Here is a 22,550-nt window from a genome sequence, read left to right as displayed (position 1 = left end):
AGCGCTGATATTAAGGTGGCGTTATTGCTGACTCGTAATGATGAGTCAGCAATAAGCAGATGAAAGAATAAGGGAAATTAGGTCTAGTGAGGCAAAAAGATCCACCAATAGTGATTATTCGAGGTAAAGGTCAAGTGGGGTTTTACTGTTTCTACCGCCAATCTCACGCGCTAATGTAGGAACGAGATAGCCTGAAACATTGTTAATTAACCCTGCCATTAGGGTACGTGCTTGTTGATCACTGACAAAGAAGTGTGCAGCGCCTTGTACGTGATCCAGTACGTGTAAGTAATAAGGCAGTATTCCTGCGTCAAATAAGGCTTCGCTGAGGTCTGTTAGCGCTGTGACGGAGTCATTAACCCCTTTAAGAAGTACGCTTTGGTTTAGCAGTGTGACCTTTGCTAACTTGAGCTGTGTCATTGCAGTAGTGAGATCGTGATTGATTTCATTAGCATGGTTAATATGGGTCACCATGATGATTTGTAAGCGACTATTTGCAAATAATTCACACAGCGCAGCGGTAATTCGATGTGGAATAACCACGGGCAAGCGGCTATGGATACGTAACCGCTTAATATGTGGAATCGCGGCAATATGTTCTAGCAGCCATGTTAATTCGTGATCTTTTGCCATTAGTGGATCGCCACCGGATAAAATCACTTCATTAATTTGTGGTTGGGTTGCGATGTAATCAATACTTTGCTGCCAGACAGTTTTATTACCTTTGTTATTTTGATAAGGAAAGTGGCGTCGAAAGCAATAGCGGCAATTCACGGCACAACCGCCTTTAACTATCATTAATACGCGATTGTGATACTTGTGTAATAGCCCTGGAATGGGGTTGTCTTGCTCATCAAGAGGATCGGTTGAGTAGCCTTGATGTACTTCAAATTCTTGCTCTAGCGGTAGCACTTGGCGCAACAATGGATCGTATGGGTTGCCAACTTCCATTCTTTCGACAAAACTTACAGGAACGCGAAGCGCAAATAAATTTTTAGCGGTGAGGCCTTTTTGCCAAGGTGTTGGATCAATTTTAAGCCAATTGAGTAGCTTTAACGGATCAGATATCGCATTAGCTAGATCATTCAGCCAGTTTTGCTCAACAGATGGCACGTTTCGGGGTATGATATGCGACATTAAATACAACTCGAAGATGTTAAGAGGATTAGAATGGCGTCTTTCAGCACCAATGAATTCCGCAGCGGAATGAAAATTATGCTTGATAATGAACCATGTGTCATTATCGAAAACGAATTTGTTAAGCCTGGTAAAGGTCAAGCGTTCAACCGCGTACGAATTCGTAAACTTATTTCAGGTAAAGTTCTTGAAAAAACGTTTAAATCAGGTGAGTCAGTTGAAGCTGCGGACGTAATCGATACTGAACTTGATTACCTATATAACGACGGTGAATTCTACCATTTCATGAACAATGAAACATTTGAGCAAATCGCAGCAGACGTTAAAGCTGTTGGTGATAATGCGAAATGGTTAGTTGAGAACGATGCGTGTACGCTAACGCTTTGGAACGGTAACCCTATCGTTGTTACTCCTCAAAACTTTGTTGAGCTTGAAGTAACAGAGACAGATCCTGGTCTTAAAGGCGATACACAAGGTACTGGTGGTAAGCCAGCAACACTAACTACAGGCGCTGTAGTACGTGTTCCTTTATTCATCGCAATTGGCGAAGTTATCAAAGTTGATACTCGTTCAGGTGAATACGTAAGCCGTGTGAAGTAATTTCATATTGAGCTTTAAAAAAGGTCGCTTTGGCGGCCTTTTTTGTTGGGCGTAATTTAGAGCGATGATGTTTTAAAATCTTTAAATAACAGCCATAAAAAAAGCACCGCAAGCGGTGCTTTTTTAGATTGTGTATCAGTGATTATTTAATCATGAACACAAAGATAATTGATAGTGCAGTCACTAGGAACGCCGCCGCGTAACAAGCGATTTTACCGACAACACCTGTATGGAACTTAAGGTCATGCATACCATGGTGTAGACGGTGCATACCATGCCACATTGGTAGTGATAAGGTTGCAATCACAAATAATGCGCCAATAAAGCTAGTTGCGAAATCTGCAGCGCGATCATAGCTAACTGCTTCTGGACTAATAATACCGAGTGGGACCATGATCCCTAGTACTAAAATAGTCACAGGAGTGATCATTGCAAACCAAGTACCACCGGCACCAAATAAACTCCACCAAACAGGCTCATCGGAACGTTTTGGATGTAAATTAATCACGAGCAGCTCCTTAAACTAGCGCTAAAACAATGGCGGTGATGACAGCAACAACTGCCCACTGTGCAAGAACGATAATTCGCTTATCTAATTTCTTGCCTTTAATGCGAATTGGCACCACTTGCGGCATCATGCTAAAGAATGTTTGTGCGTGGAATAAACTACCCGCCAACGCAATAATATTTAGAATGATCACAATTGGGTTAGCCATAAAGTTTAGCCAACCTTGCCATGCTTCAGGACCTTTTACTAAACAACCTAAGCCAAAGGTTAAGCAGATAGTAAAGAAAATTAGCGGTAATACAGTAGCTTCACGCAGCATGTAAAAACGGTAAAAAGAACTGTCTTTCCACCAAGTACGCGTCATTTCACGAACGTAAGGTTTACGGTTGCTCATCCTTATGCCTCCTGAGGCTTCAACATTGCAATAACGAAATCTTTTGATGATTCCACTTTGCCTTGGTTTACAGCTGCTGCTGGATCAACACTCTTTGGACATACTTCAGAACAGTAACCCACGAATGTACAGCCCCATGCACCATTTTCACTGTTGATCAATGCCATACGCTCATGTTGACCATGGTCGCGACTATCAAGGTTGTAACGGTGTGCCAATGTTAGCGCCGCTGGGCCGATAAATTCAGGGTTTAAACCAAATTGTGGGCATGCTGCGTAGCAAAGGCCACAATTAATACAGCCAGCAAATTGCTTGTATTTAGCCATTTGCTCAGGCGTCTGAAGGTTAGTACCGTCTTCAGGTGTACGATCGTTACCAATAATGTAAGGTTTAATTGCTTCAAGACGCTCAATGAAAGGAGTCATATCAACAATAAGATCTTTTTCGATCGCAAAGTTTGCTAGCGGCTCAATTTTAACGCCGTTAGGGTAGTCACGAAGGAAACTCTTACAAGCTAATTTAGGTACGCCGTTAACCATCATGCCACATGAACCACAGATTGCCATACGGCAAGACCAGCGATAGCTTAAATGCTTATCAAGATGGTCTTTGATGTAACCTAATGCATCAAGTACTGACATGGTTTCATTGAATGGTACTTCAAATGCTTGTAAATACGGTTCTGCATCTGTTGCTGGGTCATAACGCAGAATTTCAACTTTTTGAATGCGATTGTCTGACATTATGCCTTTTCCTCTTGAACTTCTGATTGTGCTGCTTGTTGTGCTTTTTCATGTGCTTCGTGAGCTTCTGCTTCTGCACCATACAAACGAGCTTTTGGCTGTGATTTAGTGATCTTCACATCGCTGTAATCAATAATTGGCGCATCGCCATTGTTATAGAATGCCAAGCTATGTTTTAGGAAGTTCACATCGTCACGTTCAGTACAACCGTCATCTAGACGCTGGTGCGCACCACGAGATTCTGTACGTAGAATCGCTGAGTGTGCCATTGCTTCTGCAACATCAAGACCGTAACCCACTTCAATTGCATACAATAGATCAGTGTTAAAGACTTGGCCTTTATCTTGAATGCTAATATGTTTAAAGCGTTGTTTAAGCTCTGCAAGTTTATCAATGGTCGCTTGCATCAAATCTTGTTGACGGTAGATACCACAACCCGCTTCCATGGTATGACCCATTTCAGTACGGATTTGAGCCCAGTTCTCATCGCCTTCTTGTGCCATTAGAGCATCAATTCGTGCTTGTACTGCATCGATTTGGGCGTTGATTGAAGCGTCGTTCCAGCCTTTAAATGTTTCTGCGTGTTGTACTGCGTGTTCACCTGCAACGCGACCAAATACGACGAACTCAGCTAGAGAGTTAGAACCTAGACGGTTAGCACCGTGAAGACCAACTGATGCACATTCGCCAACAGCAAATAGACCTTTAATGCGGGTTTCACATGCACCATTCGTTTCAATACCACCCATGGTGTAGTGTACGGTTGGGCGAATTGGAATAGGCTCTTTTGCTGGATCAACGTTTACGTAAGCTTTAGCAAGTTCACAGATAAACGGTAGACGCTCATGCAGGTATTCTTCACCAAGATGGCGTAAATCAAGCATTACTACATCACCAAGAGGGTGCTGAATAGTGTTGCCTTTTTGCTGCTCATGCCAGAACGCTTGTGAAACTTTGTCACGAGGACCCAGTTCCATATATTTATTTTTTGGATGACCCACTGGTGTTTCAGGGCCCATACCATAATCTTGTAGGTAACGGTAACCGTTTTTATTAACGATAATACCACCTTCACCACGACAACCTTCAGTCATCAAAATACCAGTACCTGGTAGACCCGTTGGGTGGTATTGAACAAATTCCATATCACGTAGTGGTACACCGTGACGGAATGCCATTGCCATACCATCGCCAGTTACAATACCGCCGTTAGTATTACAATGGTAAACGCGACCCGCGCCACCTGTAGCTAGGATCACTGATTTTGCTTTGATACAAACCAGTTCGCCTTCAGCCATGTGAATAGCGATCAAACCTTGAATTTCGTCACCTTCAACAAGAAGATCAACCACGAAATATTCATCATAACGTTTGATTTGTGGGTATTTGATAGAAGTCTGGAATAGGGTGTGTAGCATATGGAAGCCAGTTTTATCTGCCGCAAACCATGTACGCTCAACTTTCATACCACCAAAACGACGTACGTTCACTTCACCGTTTTCTTTACGGCTCCATGGGCAGCCCCATTGTTCCATTTGAATCATTTCGCGGGTTGAATTCTCTACGAAATATTCAACCACATCTTGTTCGCATAGCCAGTCACCACCACCAACGGTATCGTTGAAGTGATTATCAAAGCTATCTTCGTCTTTGATAACAGCAGCAGAACCACCTTCAGCGGCAACGGTGTGCGAACGCATTGGGTAGACTTTTGAAATAAGTGCAATTTCTAATTCTGGGTTTGCTTCTGCAGCAGCGATGGCAGAACGTAAGCCTGCACCACCCGCGCCAATTACAGCGATATCTGTGGTAATAGTCTTCACAGCTATCCTCCGAAGATTAAGACGGTAAAAAAATGAAAAGGTACGTCATGCGTACCTATCCTTGAAATCCTGCGCGTATTTTATGAAACCTCATTAAGAGAAAATATGATGTAGACGCGTCTTTTTAACGAAATAATCAAAAAATGTAAGCTGATTACAAAGTTTGTGATTATTGTCACAATTTTTCATGTTTATTCATTGTTAACAGGTTGTTTTGTTTGGTGTTAATTGTTTATGGCTCATTAATAATGTGTTTCATAAATTAGTGGCGGCGCCTTATGGTAAAAGATTTAATAAGCCATAAGCTGCACAGTGCGACCTCTTTATGTGTATTTTTTGTTAACTCTGAACTGTTTTTTGTTGGTTAGTTGTTTGTTGTTGTGCTGATATTTGTGTTTTTAAATATTCATTTTCATAAGATAGTGACGCTATTTTTGTTAATGCTGTTCATTTTTAATCATAATTTTCGATGGGGTAGCGAAATATAAAGTGGTCAATATTTGGTTAAGAGCGTGGCTTTGTTAGAATCAGACCATTATTTCCTTTTATATAAGAAGAAACGTTTATGTCTCAGCCTTGGCAGCCGACTGCGGAGATCGCACAATTAAGACAACGTGCTGTTTTACTCGCAACCATTCGTCAGTTTTTTGCGGATCGTGATGTTATAGAAGTGGATACGCCAGCGATGAGTCAGGCGACAGTGACAGATGTACATCTACATGCGTTTAAAACTGAATTTGTTGGCCCGGGCTATGCCGCTGGACAAACATTGTATTTAATGACCAGTCCTGAATTTCACATGAAACGGCTATTAGCTGCAGGAAGTGGCGCCATTTATCAGATTTGTAAGTCCTTTAGAAATGAAGAATCAGGACGTTACCATAACCCTGAATTTACGATGTTAGAGTGGTATCGACCTGGATTTGATCATCATCAATTGATGGCTGAGATGGATTTGTTGTTACAGCAAGTATTAGGTTGCGGTGCGGCAGAAAAAATGACTTATCAACAAGCTTTTATTGATGTACTAGGCGTATGTCCATTAGAAGGTTCGATGGCGGAACTTAAAGTGGTGGCTGCTCAATTAGGATTGGCTGATATTGCTGAGCACGAGCAAGATCGCGATACATTATTACAGCTACTGTTTAGTGTGGGTGTTGAAGCGAAAATAGGTCAAACAGTCCCCGCTTTTGTGTATGATTTTCCTGCTTCACAAGCGGCATTAGCGCAAATTAATCCACAAGATTCACGCGTAGCTGAACGATTTGAGGTGTATTTTAACGGTATTGAATTAGCCAATGGTTTTCATGAACTCGCTAATGGCGATGAGCAATTACAGCGTTTTGAAGCTGATAATCAAAAGCGGTTGAGTATGGGATTGCAGCCACAACCTATCGACATGCATCTTGTTGAGGCATTACGGGCAGGGTTTCCTGATTGTGCTGGAGTGGCATTAGGCATTGATCGCGTGATTATGCTGGCATTAGAACGTGATCATATTGATCAAGTAACGGCGTTCCCGATCGAAATAGCGTAAAGACTACCTTGCATCTTGACTCAAAAGATAGAGATGTAAAAAAGCACGGCAACAAGAACTGTGCTTTTTTTGTCATCAAATACTCATATACGCCAGCTGATGTTAGTCATGATTGAGCACTAGTTTCATACAGAGGGAATGTGCATCGCAGATTTTATTTGATGTAAATATAAATTAAGTAAAACGGCAAGTAGGATTTCAAGGCGTTTTAACCGTGAATTAACTATACCGTTCCTTCTTACTTATTACAACTGATTATCATTTGCAATAAGTGGTTAGTCGATCACAATACGCGCATTAATGGGCTGTAATGGACGATTATTATTTCCCATCATTTGATTTAGTTGTTCTATTTGAGCCGCTGAACTGGTGAGATGACTTTGCATAACATACCAACGAACACCTTCAGTACAAGGTGGCGTGGTTAATGAGCCATTGTAACGGAAATATTGACGTTCACGCGGCAATAGTGCATTAGGTGTTAGATCATCATTAAAATCGATAGTCTCACCTTTCGTTGGAATAGTTTTAAGTAAGGTGGTTAATTCATTATTTGCACGAGGCCCATTTTCAAACATCACTGAAATAACAGCAATATGTCCGGTTGCATCAACGTTAACAAAGTGCGCTTCTAGCGGGTATTGTTTGCCATCAATATAGTTTTCAGAAGGTGTATGAAAATGAAACTGTTTAAGCGTGTAAGTATCACCATCAATAACCAATGTATTATCACCACTGACATTGGCTGAGATAGTATGACCATTATTGGTTAAGCTGGTAATTTTACCATCATAGTTAATTTGTAGTGGCTGTGTTTGAGCTTGAATTGGTGATTGAATATCAATCGGGCTTTGGTTTTCACCGCCACAAGCAGGATAACTTTCAACCCAGTGCTCACTACCTTGTTGGTCGCCATATCCCCATGCAACATTGGCATGTGCAGAAAGAGAAAAGCAGGTCGCTAAAGCGAGTACTAATGCTGACGCTGTGTTTTTTTTCATGATGATCACCTATGAATATGAGAGTTATTTTGACCTAATAATAGCATTTGATCTACGAGATGAAGTGCTAACGTTAGCACAGTAATCTTTTGATTTGGTATTGAAAAATACACTAAAGGAATAGGCTTGATTTATAACGGTGATATAAAAAGCTGGGATAAATAATATTGGTTAATAAAAAGAAGGTTAAAACAAAAGGTAATAATGAGAGATACGGGGTAATGATTACCCCGTATAGATTTTTATATTGTTATTTAATTAGGTGTTCAGCATAAGGTTGTCCCATGCGCGTCACTTGACGTGGTTGCATGTTTTCTACAAAGCGAATGCTGTTTTTAGGGAATAAATTAATGACCGTTGAGCCAAGTTTGAATCGCCCCATTTCTTGACCTTTTTTCAAACTAATTGCTTGCTCACCTGATACTGGGTAATTCCAGCGACGTATTTCAGGGCTTGTTGGTGGTGTAACAGTGCCAGCCCATACTGTTTCGATGCTACCGACGATCGTTGCACCAACCAGTATTTGAGCTAATGGGCCAAATTCAGTTTCAAAGATACATACCACTCGTTCATTACGAGCAAATAAATTAGGTACATTAGCTGCTGTTAATGGATTTACTGAAAAGAGATCACCTGGAATATAAATCATTTGGCGTAATACACCATCACATGGCATATGCACACGATGGTAGTCACTAGGTGAAAGATATAATGTTGCGAATTCTCCCCCCATAAACTCATCAGCTAAATCGCTATCACCGCCTAATAATTCACAAGCATTAAAATAGTGGCCTTTGGCTTGGAATAAACGGCCAGCTTTAATTGGACCAAATTGACTTACACATGCATCAGCTGGATGGCTAATAATATGTGGGTCATTATTAATTGGACGAGCCCCTTCCTGTAGTTCACGCACGAAAAAAGCGTTGAAAGTAGGGTAAGCAGCAGGATCAGAATTCCGCGCTTCTGCCATGTTGACGTTATATTGTTTGATGAACCAACGAATAATGGTCGTGGTCAGTTTTCCACCTTCATAAGCTGCTAGTTTACCCACTAGGCGAGTTAATGCATGTTTGGGAATGCTATATTGAAGGCCAATCTTAATCTTATTTAACACAATCATTCTTCCACTAAATATTAATTAATCAATAAGTTAGTTATTCTTTGCTTATTTGGAAGAATAACGTCAACCCGCGATAATACCGAACTATTTATATATTGTCAGTTATTCTGGCGTTACCTCAGATGTGGATAATTCAAGTTTGTCGTGTTGATATAAATTGAGAGAAGTAAAAAATAAGCCTAAGGAAACAATAAATTTCTCTTAGGCTTAATATTTATTATCAGTTTGGTTTATTACGCGAAAATTGACGGTTCGCCACAGTTTCCGACATACTTTCAATGATTTTATGGTAACTGTTATAGCGATCACGACTAATATCACCACGTTCAACTGCTTCGCGAATGATACAACCAGGATCGTTGCCGTGTTTACAGTCACGGAATTTACAACCACCTAAATATTGACGAAACTCAACAAAAGCTTCCGTAATATGTTCTGGCTCTAAATGCCATAAACCAAATTCACGTACTCCCGGTGAGTCAATTAAATCGCCACCATCGGCAAAGTGGTATAATCTTGCCGCCGTTGTGGTGTGTTGACCTAAACCAGAGTTAGTTGAAACATCACCTATATCCGCTTCAACATCTGGCATTAACGCATTGACCATACTTGATTTGCCAACACCAGATTGACCGGCAAAGATACTGACATGATCTTTTAAATCTACTTTCAGATCATCTAGCCCTTCACCAGTATCGGTACTGACTAAGCGTACGCTATAACCAATGTTTTGGTATTGCGTCAATTTACGTTCAACATCAACTCGTTGTTCTGGTGTTAGTAAGTCGACTTTATTAACCACAATTAAAGGCTTAATACCGATGGTCTCAGCAGCAATAATGTAGCGGTCAATAATATTAAGCGACAGCTCTGGCAGTATTGATGACACAATCACAATACGGTCAACGTTTGCAGCTACCGCTTTAACGCCATCATAGTAATCAGGACGCGTTAGCATTGATTTACGTTCATGTACAGCTTCTACAACACCAGCAATACCTTGTAATGCTTCAACACCTGGGCGCCAAACGACACGGTCTCCAGAAACGAGGCTCTGAATACTGCGACGTAGGTTACAGCGATGAATAATCCCCGTTAATGGGTCTTCAACATCAGCGTGTTGACCAAATCGAGTAATAACCAGCCCTTCACGGGCATTTTCCAATAGAGCTTCATCCCATTGGACTTCATTTTTAGCGCGATCTAGGCGCTTATTTTGGTTAGAGCGAACACGTCGGCTCTGACCTTGAGTTAATTTTTTCTTTTTTGCCACAAGAATATCGTTCTGTTTGGTTGGCTTTCGGTATTATCATACATGGTTTAGTCACAAAAGAGGCAATATCGAATGACAATCAGCGATCAGAATCTTATTTGGATTGATCTGGAAATGACCGGATTAGATCCAGAAACTCATAAAATCATTGAAATCGCCACAGTTGTGACCGATCCACAGCTTAATGTGTTGGCGGAAGGTCCAGTTTTAGCTATTTATCAGCCAGAAGCTGAATTAGCAAAAATGGATGATTGGTGTACAACCACACATACTAATAGTGGTTTAGTCGAACGTATTCGTCAAAGTACGATTACAGAAGCACAAGCAGTTGCTCAAACTATCGATTTTTTAGAGCAATGGGTGCCAAAGGGCGTATCACCAATTTGTGGTAATAGTATTGGGCAAGATCGTCGTTTCTTATATAAGCACATGCCAATCCTTGAGCAGTATTTTCATTATCGTTATCTTGATGTGAGTACACTCAAAGAATTGACGCGTCGTTGGAAGCCTGAGCTACTTGATGGTTTTTCTAAACAAGGAAGTCACTTAGCCTTGGATGATATTCATGATTCAATTGCTGAGTTACGCTATTATCGTGAGCATATTTTCAATATTTGATGTGAAAATAAGCAGTTAGAAAAAAATCTGCGTTTTTTGGTTTAAGAACTATTGCATCCGACAATTTTAGTCGTATAATGCGCAGCCTCGAAAGGAGATAACGAGTTTGTTTTCTTTCGTTGTAAATCGGACGCGGGGTGGAGCAGCTTGGTAGCTCGTCGGGCTCATAACCCGAAGGTCGTTGGTTCAAATCCGGCCCCCGCAACCAATTCTCTTTTAAAGAGATGTGATGCGACACTAGCTCAGCTGGTAGAGCGCAACCTTGCCAAGGTTGAGGTCACGAGTTCGAACCTCGTGTGTCGCTCCAAATTGATATTCATGGCTACGGCGGTGAATAAAGATAGTTGTCACCCAACTTAAACTAGGTGGAAAAAATCGGACGCGGGGTGGAGCAGCTTGGTAGCTCGTCGGGCTCATAACCCGAAGGTCGTTGGTTCAAATCCGGCCCCCGCAACCAATTCTCTTTTAAGAGATGTGATGCGACACTAGCTCAGCTGGTAGAGCGCAACCTTGCCAAGGTTGAGGTCACGAGTTCGAACCTCGTGTGTCGCTCCAAATTGATATTCATGGCTACGGCGGTGAATAAAGATAGTTGTCACCCAACTTAAACTAGGTGGAAAAAATCGGACGCGGGGTGGAGCAGCTTGGTAGCTCGTCGGGCTCATAACCCGAAGGTCGTTGGTTCAAATCCGGCCCCCGCAACCAATTCTCTTTTAAGAGATGTGATGCGACACTAGCTCAGCTGGTAGAGCGCAACCTTGCCAAGGTTGAGGTCACGAGTTCGAACCTCGTGTGTCGCTCCAAATTGATATTCATGGCTACGGCGGTGAATAAAGATAGTTGTCACCCAACTTAAACTAGGTGGAAAAAATCGGACGCGGGGTGGAGCAGCTTGGTAGCTCGTCGGGCTCATAACCCGAAGGTCGTTGGTTCAAATCCGGCCCCCGCAACCAATTCTCTTTTAAAGAGATGTGATGCGACACTAGCTCAGCTGGTAGAGCGCAACCTTGCCAAGGTTGAGGTCACGAGTTCGAACCTCGTGTGTCGCTCCAAATTGATATTCATGGCTACGGCGGTGAATAAAGATAGTTGTCACCCAACTTAAACTAGGTGGAAAAAATCGGACGCGGGGTGGAGCAGCTTGGTAGCTCGTCGGGCTCATAACCCGAAGGTCGTTGGTTCAAATCCGGCCCCCGCAACCAATTCTCTTTTAAGAGATGTGATGCGACACTAGCTCAGCTGGTAGAGCGCAACCTTGCCAAGGTTGAGGTCACGAGTTCGAACCTCGTGTGTCGCTCCAAATTGATATTCATGGCTACGGCGGTGAATAAAGATAGTTGTCACCCAACTTAAACTAGGTGGAAAAATCGGACGCGGGGTGGAGCAGCTTGGTAGCTCGTCGGGCTCATAACCCGAAGGTCGTTGGTTCAAATCCGGCCCCCGCAACCAATTCTCTTTTAAGAGATGTGATGCGACACTAGCTCAGCTGGTAGAGCGCAACCTTGCCAAGGTTGAGGTCACGAGTTCGAACCTCGTGTGTCGCTCCAAATTGATATTCATGGCTACGGCGGTGAATAAAGATAGTTGTCACCCAACTTAAACTAGGTGGAAAAATCGGACGCGGGGTGGAGCAGCTTGGTAGCTCGTCGGGCTCATAACCCGAAGGTCGTTGGTTCAAATCCGGCCCCCGCAACCAATTCTCTTTTAAAGAGATGTGATGCGACACTAGCTCAGCTGGTAGAGCGCAACCTTGCCAAGGTTGAGGTCACGAGTTCGAACCTCGTGTGTCGCTCCAAATTGATATTCATGGCTACGGCGGTGAATAAAGATAGTTGTCACCCAACTTAAACTAGGTGGAAAAATCGGACGCGGGGTGGAGCAGCTTGGTAGCTCGTCGGGCTCATAACCCGAAGGTCGTTGGTTCAAATCCGGCCCCCGCAACCAATTCTCTTTTAAAGAGATGTGATGCGACACTAGCTCAGCTGGTAGAGCGCAACCTTGCCAAGGTTGAGGTCACGAGTTCGAACCTCGTGTGTCGCTCCAATTTGTAGTTCATGGCGAAAGCGGTGAACGTTAGGTGAAAGACCTAGCTATATGCGACACTAGCTCAGCTGGTAGAGCGCAACCTTGCCAAGGTTGAGGTCACGAGTTCGAACCTCGTGTGTCGCTCCAATTTGTAGTTCATAGCGAAAGCGGTGAACGTTAGGTGAAAGACCTAGCTATATGCGACACTAGCTCAGCTGGTAGAGCGCAACCTTGCCAAGGTTGAGGTCACGAGTTCGAACCTCGTGTGTCGCTCCAATTTGTAGTTCATAGCGAAAGCGATGAACGTTAGGTGAAAGACCTAGCTATATGCGACACTAGCTCAGCTGGTAGAGCGCAACCTTGCCAAGGTTGAGGTCACGAGTTCGAACCTCGTGTGTCGCTCCAATTTAAATATTCGCAATATACACTAGCTCAGTTAGTTGTACGCAATATTGCCAAGGTTGAGGTCACGCCTAGTTCCTTGAAGATCGGGAACCTCGTGTGTCGCTCCAATTTAGTTATCATCGAACTTATCGGTGAACTACTACTGTGAAGTATTAGTCTTAATGTGGTATTCCTGAGGTATTCGATTACCGATATCATCAGTGTACTGCTTCAAGTGTTTCTAGTTTAACTACGAAGCCCACTTAGAAGCATCTGCTTCGATTACATCATCTGCTATTGAATATGCAACCAAATGGTTGTTTTTTTCATCTTAGCTATTTTAAAAAGATGTTTTGTAATATCAATATTGTCAGATATGACAAGCGCTCTTTCCTAGCATTGATAAATTAAACTTACTTCAATAGATATTGTCGTTATCTTGTCTTTGTTTTTAAACATTGCATGGTAAGTCGTTATTTTTGTAAGTATTTTAAATTTATTGCACCGTTAGATCACAGTTAAATTAACAGAGTTATCCACATAACAATATCTGTGGGTAAGTCAGTTGATTAGATGTGCTGGCTAGGTGTGAATAACTTTAATATAGATTATCGCTTTGGATTTACTCTCTTTATTAAATGTAAAAAGCTAACAGGGTAACTGTATGTTTTTTATATCTAAATGTTCGTTTATCTACAATTTGTACACAATTTATTTTATCCTTTCTTTATTTGGATAACCATCTTGATTATGTTATCCACTCCCTGTGTCTAATCTTTCTTTTAGCACTTCTTTTTTATGTAATTAAAAAAGTTTTCCACATATACCCAGAGTGTTACGCATCTCGAGGTAATCCTTTTTCTATAATCCGCACTAACCGTTTTGTCGAGTTAGGTAGAACATCGATAACTATTTGCTGGCGCTTTTGTTGCTGTTGTTCTAAAGCCCATTCAATATGTACATCGACTAATGGATCTTCACCCTGACGAGTCATTAATGCTGCAACAATATCTGCTTGATAGGGAGCATTACCTAGCGCAATGGTGATATTTCGTAACCATTGAGTGTGGCCAATTCGTCGAATGGCTGAGCCTTCAGTATTTTTTAAGAATGTGGCTTCATTCCAGAGATAGAGTGTCACGAGATCTTGTTGAAATAGTACATCACGACAGTGATAGTCGGTTTCTGTTGTTATTTCACCATGACGGCTAAAAGGACAAACTAATTGGCAGTCATCACAGCCATAAATTCTATTGCCCATTGCTGCTCTATATTGTTCTGGAATAATCCCGTCAAATTCAATGGTGAGATAAGATATACAGCGTCGAGCATCAACGACACCAGCTTCAATAATGGCATCAGTAGGGCAACTGGTCATGCAAGCGACACACTTTCCACATTGATTAGTTTGAGGTGTATCAACTGGCAGCGGTAAATCAATTAATAGTTCTCCTAAAAAGAACCATGAGCCTGATTGATCGTTAAGAATTAAAGAATGTTTTCCTGTCCAGCCTAACCCAGATTTTTCAGCTAATGGGCGTTCTAATACTGGCGCTGAATCGACAAATGGTCGACAACCAAATTCACCAACAACATTTTCAATACGTTGACCTAGTTGTTTGAGGCGATTACGAATTAATTTATGATAATCACGTCCAAGTGAATAACGGCTAATATACGCTTTTGTTGGTTGCTTTAAAGTTTGAGCAAACCCCGCTTGTGGCGGTAAATAATTCATACGAACACTGATTACACGTATGGTTCCTGGCAGTAATTCATGTGGACGAGCTCGCATCATTCCGTGGCGCGCCATCCAGTCCATATCGCCATGGTAACCAGCGTCAAGCCATCGTTGTAGCTGTGCTTCGTGCTGCGTTAAATCGATATCACAGATCCCCACTGCCTGAAAGCCAAGTTCTTGCCCCCAAGTTTTAATTTGCAGTGCGAGTTGTTGATAATCGATACTCATAACGTCAGTCTTATAGCCAGTAAAAATCAGGGAACGGATTCTAGCACATTATTATTTTAGAATAGCCATTAGTGGCAATTAATGGGGGATAATATAACGGTCGTGAGAGTTGGCTCGATCACAAGTTGACATGTTGTTGTCAATACTCGGAATAATAGCTGAAATAATAATGTGAGAGTGTAAAGCTGCACCTCTGCTGAATATGTGAATGACACAAATTGAATGGTGTTACTTTATTACGGTAAAATTATAAAAGTTATTTTTCGAAGCAGATCATTATCACGTGTTCTATATCTCTATATACCGAGATTTTGATTTATCGTAAAGCAGCAGATTTATGTGCGCAAAGCGGCGAGCGTGGTATGCTGGCAGCTGATCTTTTTCTGTTTATTCGTCAATTATTCAATCCAAGATAAAATATAATGCAAACATTTGAAACTTTTCTTGCTGATGAGCAGGCAACGGTAGATTTTGGCCTTAAATTAGCTAAAGCCTGCACACAACAAACAACAATATATCTTCATGGTGATTTAGGTGCAGGTAAAACGACATTCAGTCGTGGTTTTATTCGTGCAATGGGCCATCAAGGTAATGTTAAAAGTCCAACTTACACATTGGTTGAGCCTTATGATCTTGCACCTTGGCAGGTTTATCATTTTGACTTATACCGTCTTGCTGATCCTGAAGAGTTAGAATTTATGGGGATCCGTGATTATTTTACTAGCGATGCTATTTGTTTAGTGGAATGGCCAGAAAAAGGTATTGGCATGCTGCCTGATGCTGATCTGGCGTTGGAATTACGCTATCACGGTGAGCAAAGAAAAGTAATATTGACGTCGAATACGGACTATGGTTCAACGTTGATCAACCACTTACAATTAGGTTAATTAGAAATGGCGTTACGGACGTATGCAAATCTTCTAATTTTGGGAGTGGGATTAGTTAGTTCTACCGCTTTTGCAAATGAACTAAAGGGTGTTCGAGTATGGCCTGCTCCTGATGAAACGCGTGTCGTATTAGATATGCAAAGCAAAGCGGATTACTCGCAGTTTATGCTATCAAATCCCTCACGGTTAGTGATTGATTTAAATAAGACTTCAATTAAAACAAAATTACCAATTGCCGTTGCGAAGAGTGAAATTTTAACTAAAGTTCGTAGTAGTAATGCACCTAAAAAAGGTACAACACGATTAGTGTTCGAGCTTAAGCGTGCTACAACACCCAAAATATTCTCTCTTTCACCAACACCCGATGGCAGTTATGGCTATCGATTAGTCATGGATTTACCTAATGGCTCTGGTGCTGGTGTTGTCGATAAAGATGAGCAAGAAGAAGAGAAAGCGACTGAAAATAACTTAGCTAAGCTACCATCAGGAACGGCGGATATTGTTGTCGCTGTTGATGCGGGTCATGGCGGTGATGATCCTGGTTCTATCGGCCCTACTCATAAATATGAGAAAAACGTTACTTTAGCCGTTGCGCGTAAATTAGCCGCCAAAATCAATGCCACCACAGGTATGCGTGCGGTCATGACTCGTCGTGGTGACTATTATGTAGGATTAAGTAAACGTTCAGAGATCGCTCGTAAAAACAAAGCGTTGTTATTAGTTTCAATTCACGCTGATGGCTTTAGTTCGCCTAAGCCTCGTGGCGCATCAGTATGGGTATTAAATACTCGTCGTGCTAATACCGAGATTGGTCGTTGGCTAGAGCAAAGTGAGAAGCAATCTGAGCTACTGGGTGGTGGTGATGTGTTATCAAGTAACCCTAAAGATAAATATTTAGGCCGTGCTGTACTTGATTTGCAATTTAGCTATTCACAGAAAGAAGGTTACGATGTTGCTAAACGCGTACTGTCGAATTTGCGCCATATTGCGCGTTTACACAAAACAGTACCGCAATACGCTAGCCTTGCAGTATTAAAATCGCCTGATATTCCATCATTACTGGTTGAGACCGGGTTTATTACTAATCCGATTGAAGAGCGCCAATTAACGTCTAATGCGCATCAAAATCAACTGGCGAATGCGGTTTATAAAGGTATTTTACAATATTTTACGGCTCATCCACCTGAAGGTACGTTATTTGCCTCGCGTCTAAATGCTAAAGGTATGAAGCATAAAGTAACATCAGGTCAAACATTAAGTGGGATTGCCGCTAAATATGGCTCATCAATGGCTGCAATTAAGGCAGCAAATCATCTGAAATCAAATTCAGTTAATATTGGTCAAGTGCTATTGATCCCTCGTAGTGGGATTACAACCGCACCAGTAGGAAATAAGACTACAGCAGCTGTAAGTAAACCTACATCATCAACACGTATTGTATGGCATACCGTGACTCGCGGTGAATACCTTGGCAAAATTGCGGCTAAATATGGGGTAACCATGAGTAGCATTCGTCAAACTAGCCATTTAAAGTCAGACAATGTCATGGTTGGGCAGAAACTAAAAATTGCGGTTGCTGCCTCGAAAGTTGAGCGTCATAAAGTACGTCGTGGTGAGTTTTTAAGTAAGATTGCGGCTAAATATGGGGTATCAGTAGCAACTATTCGTGATGCGAATAAGCTACGTTCTGATAAACTAGCTGTAGGACAGACACTAATTATTCCAAGAAGTTAATTATGCCGATTCAGATTTTACCCGCTCGGCTGGCTAACCAGATTGCAGCGGGTGAAGTTGTTGAACGCCCCGCATCGGTAGTCAAAGAGCTCGTTGAAAATAGTATAGATGCCGGTGCCACTCGAATTGATATTGATATCGAAAAAGGTGGTAGCCGGTTAATTCGTATTCGTGATAATGGTAAAGGTATCGTTAAGGATGAGCTTGGCTTAGCCCTTAGCCGTCATGCGACCTCAAAAATAGCCACATTGGATGATCTTGAAGCCATTGTTAGCTTAGGTTTTCGTGGCGAAGCACTTGCTAGTATCAGTTCAGTTTCTAGATTAACGCTAACTTCTCGTACCGAAGAACAACCTGAAGCATGGTCTGCTTATGCTGAAGGTCGTGATATGGAGGTACGATTAAAACCAGCCGCTCACCCTGTTGGTACAACGCTTGAAGTGTTAGACCTATTTTTTAATACGCCTGCACGACGTAAGTTTTTACGGACCGAAAAAACAGAATTCACCCATATTGATGAACTGATTAAACGCATTGCGTTAAGCCGCTTTGATGTGGCAATCACACTGCGTCATAACGGTAAATTAATTCGTCAGTATCGAATTGCCGAAAATACATTACAACAAGAACGACGTTTAGCTGTCGCTTGTGGACCATCATTTTTGCAGCATGCATTAGTGGTTGAATTAGCACATGATGATTTAAAATTATCAGGCTGGATTTGTAATTCGCAAGGTGCGCGTAGTCAAAATGATATTCAATATTGCTACGTTAACGGTCGCATGATGAAAGATAAATTAATCAATCATGCTATTCGTCAGGCTTATGAATCGAGTTTGCGTTCAGATCAATATGCCGCTTATGTGCTATATATTGAAGTTGATCCGCATCAGGTCGACGTTAATGTCCATCCGGCTAAGCATGAAGTGCGTTTTCATCAAGCGCGCTTAGTGCATGATTTTATTTATCAAACCCTACACAGTGCATTACAGCAAGCGGCTGATGTGAATGATGTTCATCAATATCAAGTACCTGTAAGAGCCAGTGCTCATGCACATACTGAAGTTACTGCAGCACCGATTGATCGCGCTTCTCAAACTATTGCTGCGATGCCTGATTATCCTAATAAAGCTGATGCTGATAGTTGGTTGTCGGTTCAATCAGCAACGACTGCAACACCAGTATCTTCCTTCTCTCTTGATAGTGAAAGAACACCTATTTCGATATCTGAAAAAACTTTATTAGTAAATTCAGTTAGTAAAGATACTCAACAAAGCTATAGTCAAAAGAGTAGTCCAAAAATATCATCACAATCAGCCTCTGTTAAGCGCCAACAAGATTCGTCACAATACGCTTCTTCTCATCATCATTATGGTGAATCAGGACCGACAGCTGCAGAAGTTAACGCTTATAATAAATTGATAACATTGGATGATTCGCTTTCTACGCCATTAATATCTTGTCGTGAGACTGGGCATGAAACGGCGACCCGGATAGCTGAACCTCAACGTGAATGGGCAGCATCGAGTCAGTCAATAGCAATTAAGCCAAGTAAGTCTCTTCATGGCAATGATGTTGGATTAGGGAAACCATTAACGGTTGTTGAAAAGCATTTTTTATTGTTAAGTCAACAGCATGAAGTGGTGTTATTGCATCTACCTATTGCTGAGAACTTACGCTATGTGGGGCAATTACAGTTAGCAAAAACAGTAGGCTTAAAACCTCAGCCATTATTGATTCCACTGGCAGTGCCTGTTGAGACAGAATTACTTCAATGTGCAGAGTTACATGGACAACTATTAAAACAGCTAGGGATTCAATTAAAAGCCAAAGGGCGTAATAGCATTATTATTTTGTCGGTGTGTATGCCATTAAGACAACAAAATTTACAACAATTAATCCCAAGTTTGTTAACCTACCTTGATACCGTGAGTGACGATCCTGATGCTCAAGGATGGGATAACCTTTTATTCTGGCTCGCTAAACAATGCCATATGTCAGTAGCAAACTACACTTTGGCACAAGCGATTCAGTTAATTACCGAATTAGAGCAGCTCTGGGGAGAACAATTGATGACATTTAAAGCACAACTTGTTCGCCCTGTTGATATGCAAGTAGCAATAGAAGCATTTAAGTAATTTATGACTAAGCCACAAGTTATGACTAAGCCCCAACCACAAGCTATTTTTTTAATGGGCCCGACAGCGTCAGGCAAAACCGATTTAGCTATTCGGTTACGAGAACAGTTACCCGTTGAGTTGATAAGTGTTGACTCAGCCCTTATTTATAAGGGAATGGATATTGGTACTGCGAAACCAGATGCGCATGAATTGGCACTGGCACCGCACCGTTTAATTGATATTCGTGATCCAGCGCAAAGTTATTCTGCTGCAGACTTTCGTTCGGATGCACTAAAAGAAATGGCTGATATAGTGGCAGCAGGGCGGATTCCTTTGTTGGTCGGTGGTACTATGTTGTACTACAAGGCATTATTGGAAGGATTGTCACCATTACCAGCTGCAGATGATGCTGTTCGCGCTGGCATTGAACTGGATGCTGAGACGCGAGGATGGCAATCTTTGCATGATGAATTGGTGCAAATTGATCCCGTTGCGGGAGCAAGGATCCATCCCAATGATCCACAGCGATTATCTCGTGCATTGGAAGTGTTTCGAATCACAGGTAAGACATTAACTGAGTTAACGAAAACTCAAGGTGAATCGTTACCTTATAAGGTTCACCAATTTGCAATTACGCCCACGGATAGGGCTGTACTGCATCATCGAATTGAGCTTCGGTTCAAAAAAATGATCGAAGCAGGGTTTGAGCAGGAAGTACGAGCATTATATGACCGAGGTGATCTTCACCTTGAACTTCCTTCTATTCGCTGCGTTGGTTATCGACAGATGTGGGAATATTTGGACGGGAAACATGACATAGATGAAGCGGTTTTCCGTGGTATCTGTGCTACCCGTCAATTGGCAAAGCGTCAAATCACTTGGCTTCGTGGCTGGAAAGATTTGACTTGGTTGGATAGTAGTGATGTTGATAGCGCGTTACAAACCGTCACAAACTCAGTTAGATGTGATGTTTAATTAACGTGTATACTCTGAACTGCTTTGCGTATTTTTAGTTTTTGTTCGTTGCTAATACAACTACAAACAAATAAGGAAAAGAAATAATGGCTAAGGGGCAATCTCTGCAAGACCCGTTTTTGAATGCGCTGCGTCGTGAAAGAATACCGGTCTCTATTTACCTGGTAAACGGTATCAAACTACAAGGCCAAATTGAATCATTTGATCAATTTGTCATTTTACTTAAAAACACTGTCAACCAGATGGTTTATAAGCATGCTATTTCAACTGTTGTACCCGCTCGTCCGGTGAATCATCATCAGGCGGGTGATCGTCCAGCAGGAAGTGATCGTCCAGAAAAAACAGAAGAGTAAGATTATTTTCAAATAAGGAGCTAATTACTTGTTTGACCGTTATGAAGCTGGTGAGCAGGCTATTCTTGTTCATATTAACTTTACTCAAGATGAGGAATGGGAAGATCTTAGCGAATTTGAAATGCTAGTGTCTTCTGCTGGGGTTAATGCGCTACACGTGGTTACGGGTAGTCGCAAAACACCCCTTCCTAAATATTATGTGGGTGAAGGTAAAGCACAAGAAATAGCTGATGCTGTAAGAACTGTTGATGCAGATATTATTATTTTTAATCACGCATTGTCACCTGCACAAGAACGAAACTTAGAGCAGCTTTGTCAATGTCGTGTGATTGATCGTACTGGGTTAATTCTCGATATCTTTGCTCAACGTGCACGTACCCATGAAGGTAAGTTGCAAGTTGAATTAGCACAATTACGACACATCTCAACCCGGTTAATTCGTGGTTGGACTCACCTTGAGCGACAAAAAGGTGGTATTGGTCTTCGCGGGCCAGGTGAAACTCAGTTAGAAACCGATCGACGTTTGTTACGAGAACGTATTAAAACTATTTTGCGTCGTTTAGATAAAGTTGCTAAACAACGTGATCAGGGACGTCGAGCGAGAAACCGAGCAGAAATCCCAACGGTATCATTAGTTGGGTATACCAATGCGGGTAAATCAACATTATTCAATCGTATTACCGATGCTGGGGTGTATGCAGCTGATCAGCTATTTGCTACCTTAGATCCAACTTTGCGTAAGATTGAAGTTGCAGATGTCGGTGCAGCGATACTTGCAGATACTGTTGGTTTTATTCGTCATTTACCCCACGATTTAGTGGCTGCGTTTAAAGCAACATTAAAAGAAACACAAGAAGCAGATCTTTTGCTTCATGTGGTTGATGCCAGTGACGATCGCTTTCGTGAAAACATTGAAGCGGTAGATACCGTACTCGATGAAATCGATGCCGGCGACGTTCCTGTTTTACTTGTTATGAATAAAATTGATAACTTGGATCATGCACAACCACGAATCGAGCGTGACGAAGAGGGTTTACCTCGACGAGTTTGGGTATCAGCCATGGAAGGGCAAGGCATTGACTTGTTATTCCAAGCCTTAACAGAACGTCTTGCAGGAACGATGATAAAACACAGCTTGCGTTTACCACCTGAAATTATAGGACGGTTACGCAGTAAGTTTTATCAAATGGGCTGTATTGTGCAAGAAGAGTATGAATCAGATGGCTGTTTAATGATTGATATTCGCTTACCGATGGCAGAATGGTCGCGGTTACAAAAAAGAGAAAGTACTTCGTTAGATGACTACATCGTTGCTTAATGGATTGCTGAGTAATAAAAACTGTCGT

The 22,550-nt window shown here is 41.8% G+C and carries 18 protein-coding genes and 19 tRNA genes; 28 read left to right on the top strand and 9 right to left on the bottom strand.

Going from position 1 to position 22,550, the window contains the following annotated elements; translation table 11 throughout:
• Window positions 1–114 precede the first annotated feature (114 nt).
• Window positions 115–1,137 (bottom strand): EF-P beta-lysylation protein EpmB, encoded by a 1,023-nt coding sequence (gene epmB / locus OC457_RS12895; RefSeq protein ID WP_080175015.1) that lies wholly within the window; start codon window positions 1,135–1,137, stop codon window positions 115–117.
• 33 nt (window positions 1,138–1,170) lie between these two features.
• On the opposite strand from epmB, the gene efp reads away from it, so the two are divergent.
• Complete coding sequence (gene efp, locus OC457_RS12890; protein WP_045038111.1) at window positions 1,171–1,737, top strand: elongation factor P; 567 nt, start codon at window positions 1,171–1,173, stop codon at window positions 1,735–1,737.
• A gap of 142 nt (window positions 1,738–1,879) precedes the next feature.
• Here efp and frdD read toward each other — a convergent pair whose 3' ends face one another.
• From frdD to frdA, 4 genes are read right to left on the bottom strand one after another with little or no spacing between them, the layout of a single operon-like run.
• Entirely contained in the window at window positions 1,880–2,245 is a 366-nt protein-coding gene (frdD, locus tag OC457_RS12885) for a fumarate reductase subunit FrdD (protein WP_080158681.1), read from the bottom strand.
• A gap of 10 nt (window positions 2,246–2,255) precedes the next feature.
• Window positions 2,256–2,639: a fumarate reductase subunit FrdC gene (gene frdC / locus OC457_RS12880; RefSeq protein ID WP_080175014.1), complete on the bottom strand. Its 384-nt coding sequence runs from the start codon at window positions 2,637–2,639 to the stop codon at window positions 2,256–2,258.
• 2 nt (window positions 2,640–2,641) lie between these two features.
• Window positions 2,642–3,382: a succinate dehydrogenase/fumarate reductase iron-sulfur subunit gene (locus OC457_RS12875; protein WP_080175013.1), complete on the bottom strand. Its 741-nt coding sequence runs from the start codon at window positions 3,380–3,382 to the stop codon at window positions 2,642–2,644.
• Window positions 3,382–5,205: a fumarate reductase (quinol) flavoprotein subunit gene (frdA, locus tag OC457_RS12870; protein ID WP_080175012.1), complete on the bottom strand. Its 1,824-nt coding sequence runs from the start codon at window positions 5,203–5,205 to the stop codon at window positions 3,382–3,384. Before frdA ends, OC457_RS12875 begins: the two co-directional genes overlap by 1 nt.
• 565 nt (window positions 5,206–5,770) lie before the next feature.
• Between frdA and epmA the strand changes: the two genes are divergently transcribed.
• Complete coding sequence (gene epmA / locus OC457_RS12865) at window positions 5,771–6,742, top strand: elongation factor P--(R)-beta-lysine ligase (RefSeq protein ID WP_080175011.1); 972 nt, start codon at window positions 5,771–5,773, stop codon at window positions 6,740–6,742.
• Between the two features lie 275 nt (window positions 6,743–7,017).
• Here the strand turns inward: epmA and OC457_RS12860 are convergent, their stop codons facing one another.
• The 3 genes from OC457_RS12860 to rsgA all read right to left on the bottom strand — a co-directional run bounded on the left by OC457_RS12860 (window position 7,018) and on the right by rsgA (window position 10,139).
• On the bottom strand, window positions 7,018–7,743 hold the full coding sequence (locus OC457_RS12860) for a carbonic anhydrase (protein ID WP_210436084.1): 726 nt from the start codon (window positions 7,741–7,743) through the stop codon (window positions 7,018–7,020).
• Window positions 7,744–7,993: 250 nt separating this feature from the next.
• On the bottom strand, window positions 7,994–8,860 hold the full coding sequence (gene asd, locus OC457_RS12855) for an archaetidylserine decarboxylase (protein WP_080175054.1): 867 nt from the start codon (window positions 8,858–8,860) through the stop codon (window positions 7,994–7,996).
• A 226-nt stretch (window positions 8,861–9,086) separates the two neighbouring features.
• Window positions 9,087–10,139, bottom strand: coding sequence for a small ribosomal subunit biogenesis GTPase RsgA (gene rsgA, locus OC457_RS12850; RefSeq protein WP_080175010.1), 1,053 nt, complete (start codon window positions 10,137–10,139; stop codon window positions 9,087–9,089).
• Window positions 10,140–10,211: 72 nt separating this feature from the next.
• On the opposite strand from rsgA, the gene orn reads away from it, so the two are divergent.
• The 20 genes from orn (at window position 10,212) to OC457_RS12750 (ending at window position 13,187) form a co-directional block, all read left to right on the top strand.
• Complete coding sequence (gene orn, locus OC457_RS12845; protein ID WP_080175009.1) at window positions 10,212–10,757, top strand: oligoribonuclease; 546 nt, start codon at window positions 10,212–10,214, stop codon at window positions 10,755–10,757.
• A 131-nt stretch (window positions 10,758–10,888) separates the two neighbouring features.
• Window positions 10,889–10,965, top strand: a tRNA-Met gene (locus OC457_RS12840).
• A 23-nt stretch (window positions 10,966–10,988) separates the two neighbouring features.
• Window positions 10,989–11,064, top strand: a tRNA-Gly gene (locus OC457_RS12835).
• Between the two features lie 73 nt (window positions 11,065–11,137).
• Window positions 11,138–11,214 (top strand) — tRNA-Met (locus tag OC457_RS12830).
• Window positions 11,215–11,236: 22 nt separating this feature from the next.
• Window positions 11,237–11,312 (top strand) — tRNA-Gly (locus tag OC457_RS12825).
• Between the two features lie 73 nt (window positions 11,313–11,385).
• A tRNA-Met gene (locus OC457_RS12820) sits at window positions 11,386–11,462 on the top strand.
• A 22-nt stretch (window positions 11,463–11,484) separates the two neighbouring features.
• Window positions 11,485–11,560, top strand: a tRNA-Gly gene (locus tag OC457_RS12815).
• A 73-nt stretch (window positions 11,561–11,633) separates the two neighbouring features.
• Window positions 11,634–11,710: transfer RNA gene (locus OC457_RS12810), tRNA-Met, on the top strand.
• Window positions 11,711–11,733: 23 nt separating this feature from the next.
• Window positions 11,734–11,809, top strand: a tRNA-Gly gene (locus tag OC457_RS12805).
• A 73-nt stretch (window positions 11,810–11,882) separates the two neighbouring features.
• Window positions 11,883–11,959, top strand: a tRNA-Met gene (locus OC457_RS12800).
• Between the two features lie 22 nt (window positions 11,960–11,981).
• A tRNA-Gly gene (locus OC457_RS12795) sits at window positions 11,982–12,057 on the top strand.
• 72 nt (window positions 12,058–12,129) lie between these two features.
• Window positions 12,130–12,206, top strand: a tRNA-Met gene (locus tag OC457_RS12790).
• Between the two features lie 22 nt (window positions 12,207–12,228).
• Window positions 12,229–12,304: transfer RNA gene (locus OC457_RS12785), tRNA-Gly, on the top strand.
• A gap of 72 nt (window positions 12,305–12,376) precedes the next feature.
• A tRNA-Met gene (locus tag OC457_RS12780) sits at window positions 12,377–12,453 on the top strand.
• Between the two features lie 23 nt (window positions 12,454–12,476).
• Window positions 12,477–12,552: transfer RNA gene (locus OC457_RS12775), tRNA-Gly, on the top strand.
• A gap of 72 nt (window positions 12,553–12,624) precedes the next feature.
• Window positions 12,625–12,701, top strand: a tRNA-Met gene (locus OC457_RS12770).
• Between the two features lie 23 nt (window positions 12,702–12,724).
• Window positions 12,725–12,800 (top strand) — tRNA-Gly (locus OC457_RS12765).
• Between the two features lie 53 nt (window positions 12,801–12,853).
• Window positions 12,854–12,929: transfer RNA gene (locus tag OC457_RS12760), tRNA-Gly, on the top strand.
• A 53-nt stretch (window positions 12,930–12,982) separates the two neighbouring features.
• A tRNA-Gly gene (locus OC457_RS12755) sits at window positions 12,983–13,058 on the top strand.
• A gap of 53 nt (window positions 13,059–13,111) precedes the next feature.
• Window positions 13,112–13,187: transfer RNA gene (locus OC457_RS12750), tRNA-Gly, on the top strand.
• 814 nt (window positions 13,188–14,001) lie between these two features.
• Here OC457_RS12750 and queG read toward each other — a convergent pair.
• Window positions 14,002–15,135: a tRNA epoxyqueuosine(34) reductase QueG gene (gene queG, locus OC457_RS12745; protein ID WP_080175008.1), complete on the bottom strand. Its 1,134-nt coding sequence runs from the start codon at window positions 15,133–15,135 to the stop codon at window positions 14,002–14,004.
• A gap of 422 nt (window positions 15,136–15,557) precedes the next feature.
• Here queG and tsaE point away from each other — a divergent pair, with 422 nt between their 5' ends.
• The 6 genes from tsaE to hflX all read left to right on the top strand — a co-directional run bounded on the left by tsaE (window position 15,558) and on the right by hflX (window position 22,522).
• Complete coding sequence (gene tsaE / locus OC457_RS12740; RefSeq protein ID WP_080175007.1) at window positions 15,558–16,022, top strand: tRNA (adenosine(37)-N6)-threonylcarbamoyltransferase complex ATPase subunit type 1 TsaE; 465 nt, start codon at window positions 15,558–15,560, stop codon at window positions 16,020–16,022.
• A 6-nt stretch (window positions 16,023–16,028) separates the two neighbouring features.
• Window positions 16,029–17,756, top strand: coding sequence for a LysM peptidoglycan-binding domain-containing protein (locus OC457_RS12735; RefSeq protein WP_080175006.1), 1,728 nt, complete (start codon window positions 16,029–16,031; stop codon window positions 17,754–17,756).
• Window positions 17,757–17,758: 2 nt separating this feature from the next.
• Complete coding sequence (gene mutL, locus OC457_RS12730; RefSeq protein ID WP_080175005.1) at window positions 17,759–19,894, top strand: DNA mismatch repair endonuclease MutL; 2,136 nt, start codon at window positions 17,759–17,761, stop codon at window positions 19,892–19,894.
• Between the two features lie 21 nt (window positions 19,895–19,915).
• Entirely contained in the window at window positions 19,916–20,851 is a 936-nt protein-coding gene (gene miaA / locus OC457_RS12725) for a tRNA (adenosine(37)-N6)-dimethylallyltransferase MiaA (protein ID WP_080175053.1), read from the top strand.
• An 86-nt stretch (window positions 20,852–20,937) separates the two neighbouring features.
• Window positions 20,938–21,204, top strand: coding sequence for an RNA chaperone Hfq (gene hfq, locus OC457_RS12720; RefSeq protein ID WP_045040783.1), 267 nt, complete (start codon window positions 20,938–20,940; stop codon window positions 21,202–21,204).
• 28 nt (window positions 21,205–21,232) lie between these two features.
• Window positions 21,233–22,522: a ribosome rescue GTPase HflX gene (hflX, locus tag OC457_RS12715; RefSeq protein ID WP_256383325.1), complete on the top strand. Its 1,290-nt coding sequence runs from the start codon at window positions 21,233–21,235 to the stop codon at window positions 22,520–22,522.
• Window positions 22,523–22,550 lie beyond the last annotated feature (28 nt).

It is taken from the genome of Photobacterium toruni, assembly GCF_024529955.1.
Lineage (GTDB): Bacteria > Pseudomonadota > Gammaproteobacteria > Enterobacterales > Vibrionaceae > Photobacterium > Photobacterium toruni.
The sequence above is the reverse complement of the archived record's forward strand: the minus strand, read 5'-3'. Positions and strand labels throughout refer to the sequence as shown.

Bases quoted from the DNA above. Each gene is read 5' to 3' on its own strand.
- epmB (WP_080175015.1), bottom strand. From the start codon at position 1,137: ATGTCGCATATCATACCCCGAAACGTGCCATCTGTTGAGCAAAACTGG.
- efp (WP_045038111.1), top strand. From the start codon at position 1,171: ATGGCGTCTTTCAGCACCAATGAATTCCGCAGCGGAATGAAAATTATG.
- frdC (WP_080175014.1), bottom strand. From the start codon at position 2,639: ATGAGCAACCGTAAACCTTACGTTCGTGAAATGACGCGTACTTGGTGG.
- OC457_RS12875 (WP_080175013.1), bottom strand. From the start codon at position 3,382: ATGTCAGACAATCGCATTCAAAAAGTTGAAATTCTGCGTTATGACCCA.
- epmA (WP_080175011.1), top strand. From the start codon at position 5,771: ATGTCTCAGCCTTGGCAGCCGACTGCGGAGATCGCACAATTAAGACAA.
- OC457_RS12860 (WP_210436084.1), bottom strand. From the start codon at position 7,743: ATGAAAAAAAACACAGCGTCAGCATTAGTACTCGCTTTAGCGACCTGC.
- orn (WP_080175009.1), top strand. From the start codon at position 10,212: ATGACAATCAGCGATCAGAATCTTATTTGGATTGATCTGGAAATGACC.
- queG (WP_080175008.1), bottom strand. From the start codon at position 15,135: ATGAGTATCGATTATCAACAACTCGCACTGCAAATTAAAACTTGGGGG.
- tsaE (WP_080175007.1), top strand. From the start codon at position 15,558: ATGCAAACATTTGAAACTTTTCTTGCTGATGAGCAGGCAACGGTAGAT.
- OC457_RS12735 (WP_080175006.1), top strand. From the start codon at position 16,029: ATGGCGTTACGGACGTATGCAAATCTTCTAATTTTGGGAGTGGGATTA.
- mutL (WP_080175005.1), top strand. From the start codon at position 17,759: ATGCCGATTCAGATTTTACCCGCTCGGCTGGCTAACCAGATTGCAGCG.
- miaA (WP_080175053.1), top strand. From the start codon at position 19,916: ATGACTAAGCCCCAACCACAAGCTATTTTTTTAATGGGCCCGACAGCG.
- hfq (WP_045040783.1), top strand. From the start codon at position 20,938: ATGGCTAAGGGGCAATCTCTGCAAGACCCGTTTTTGAATGCGCTGCGT.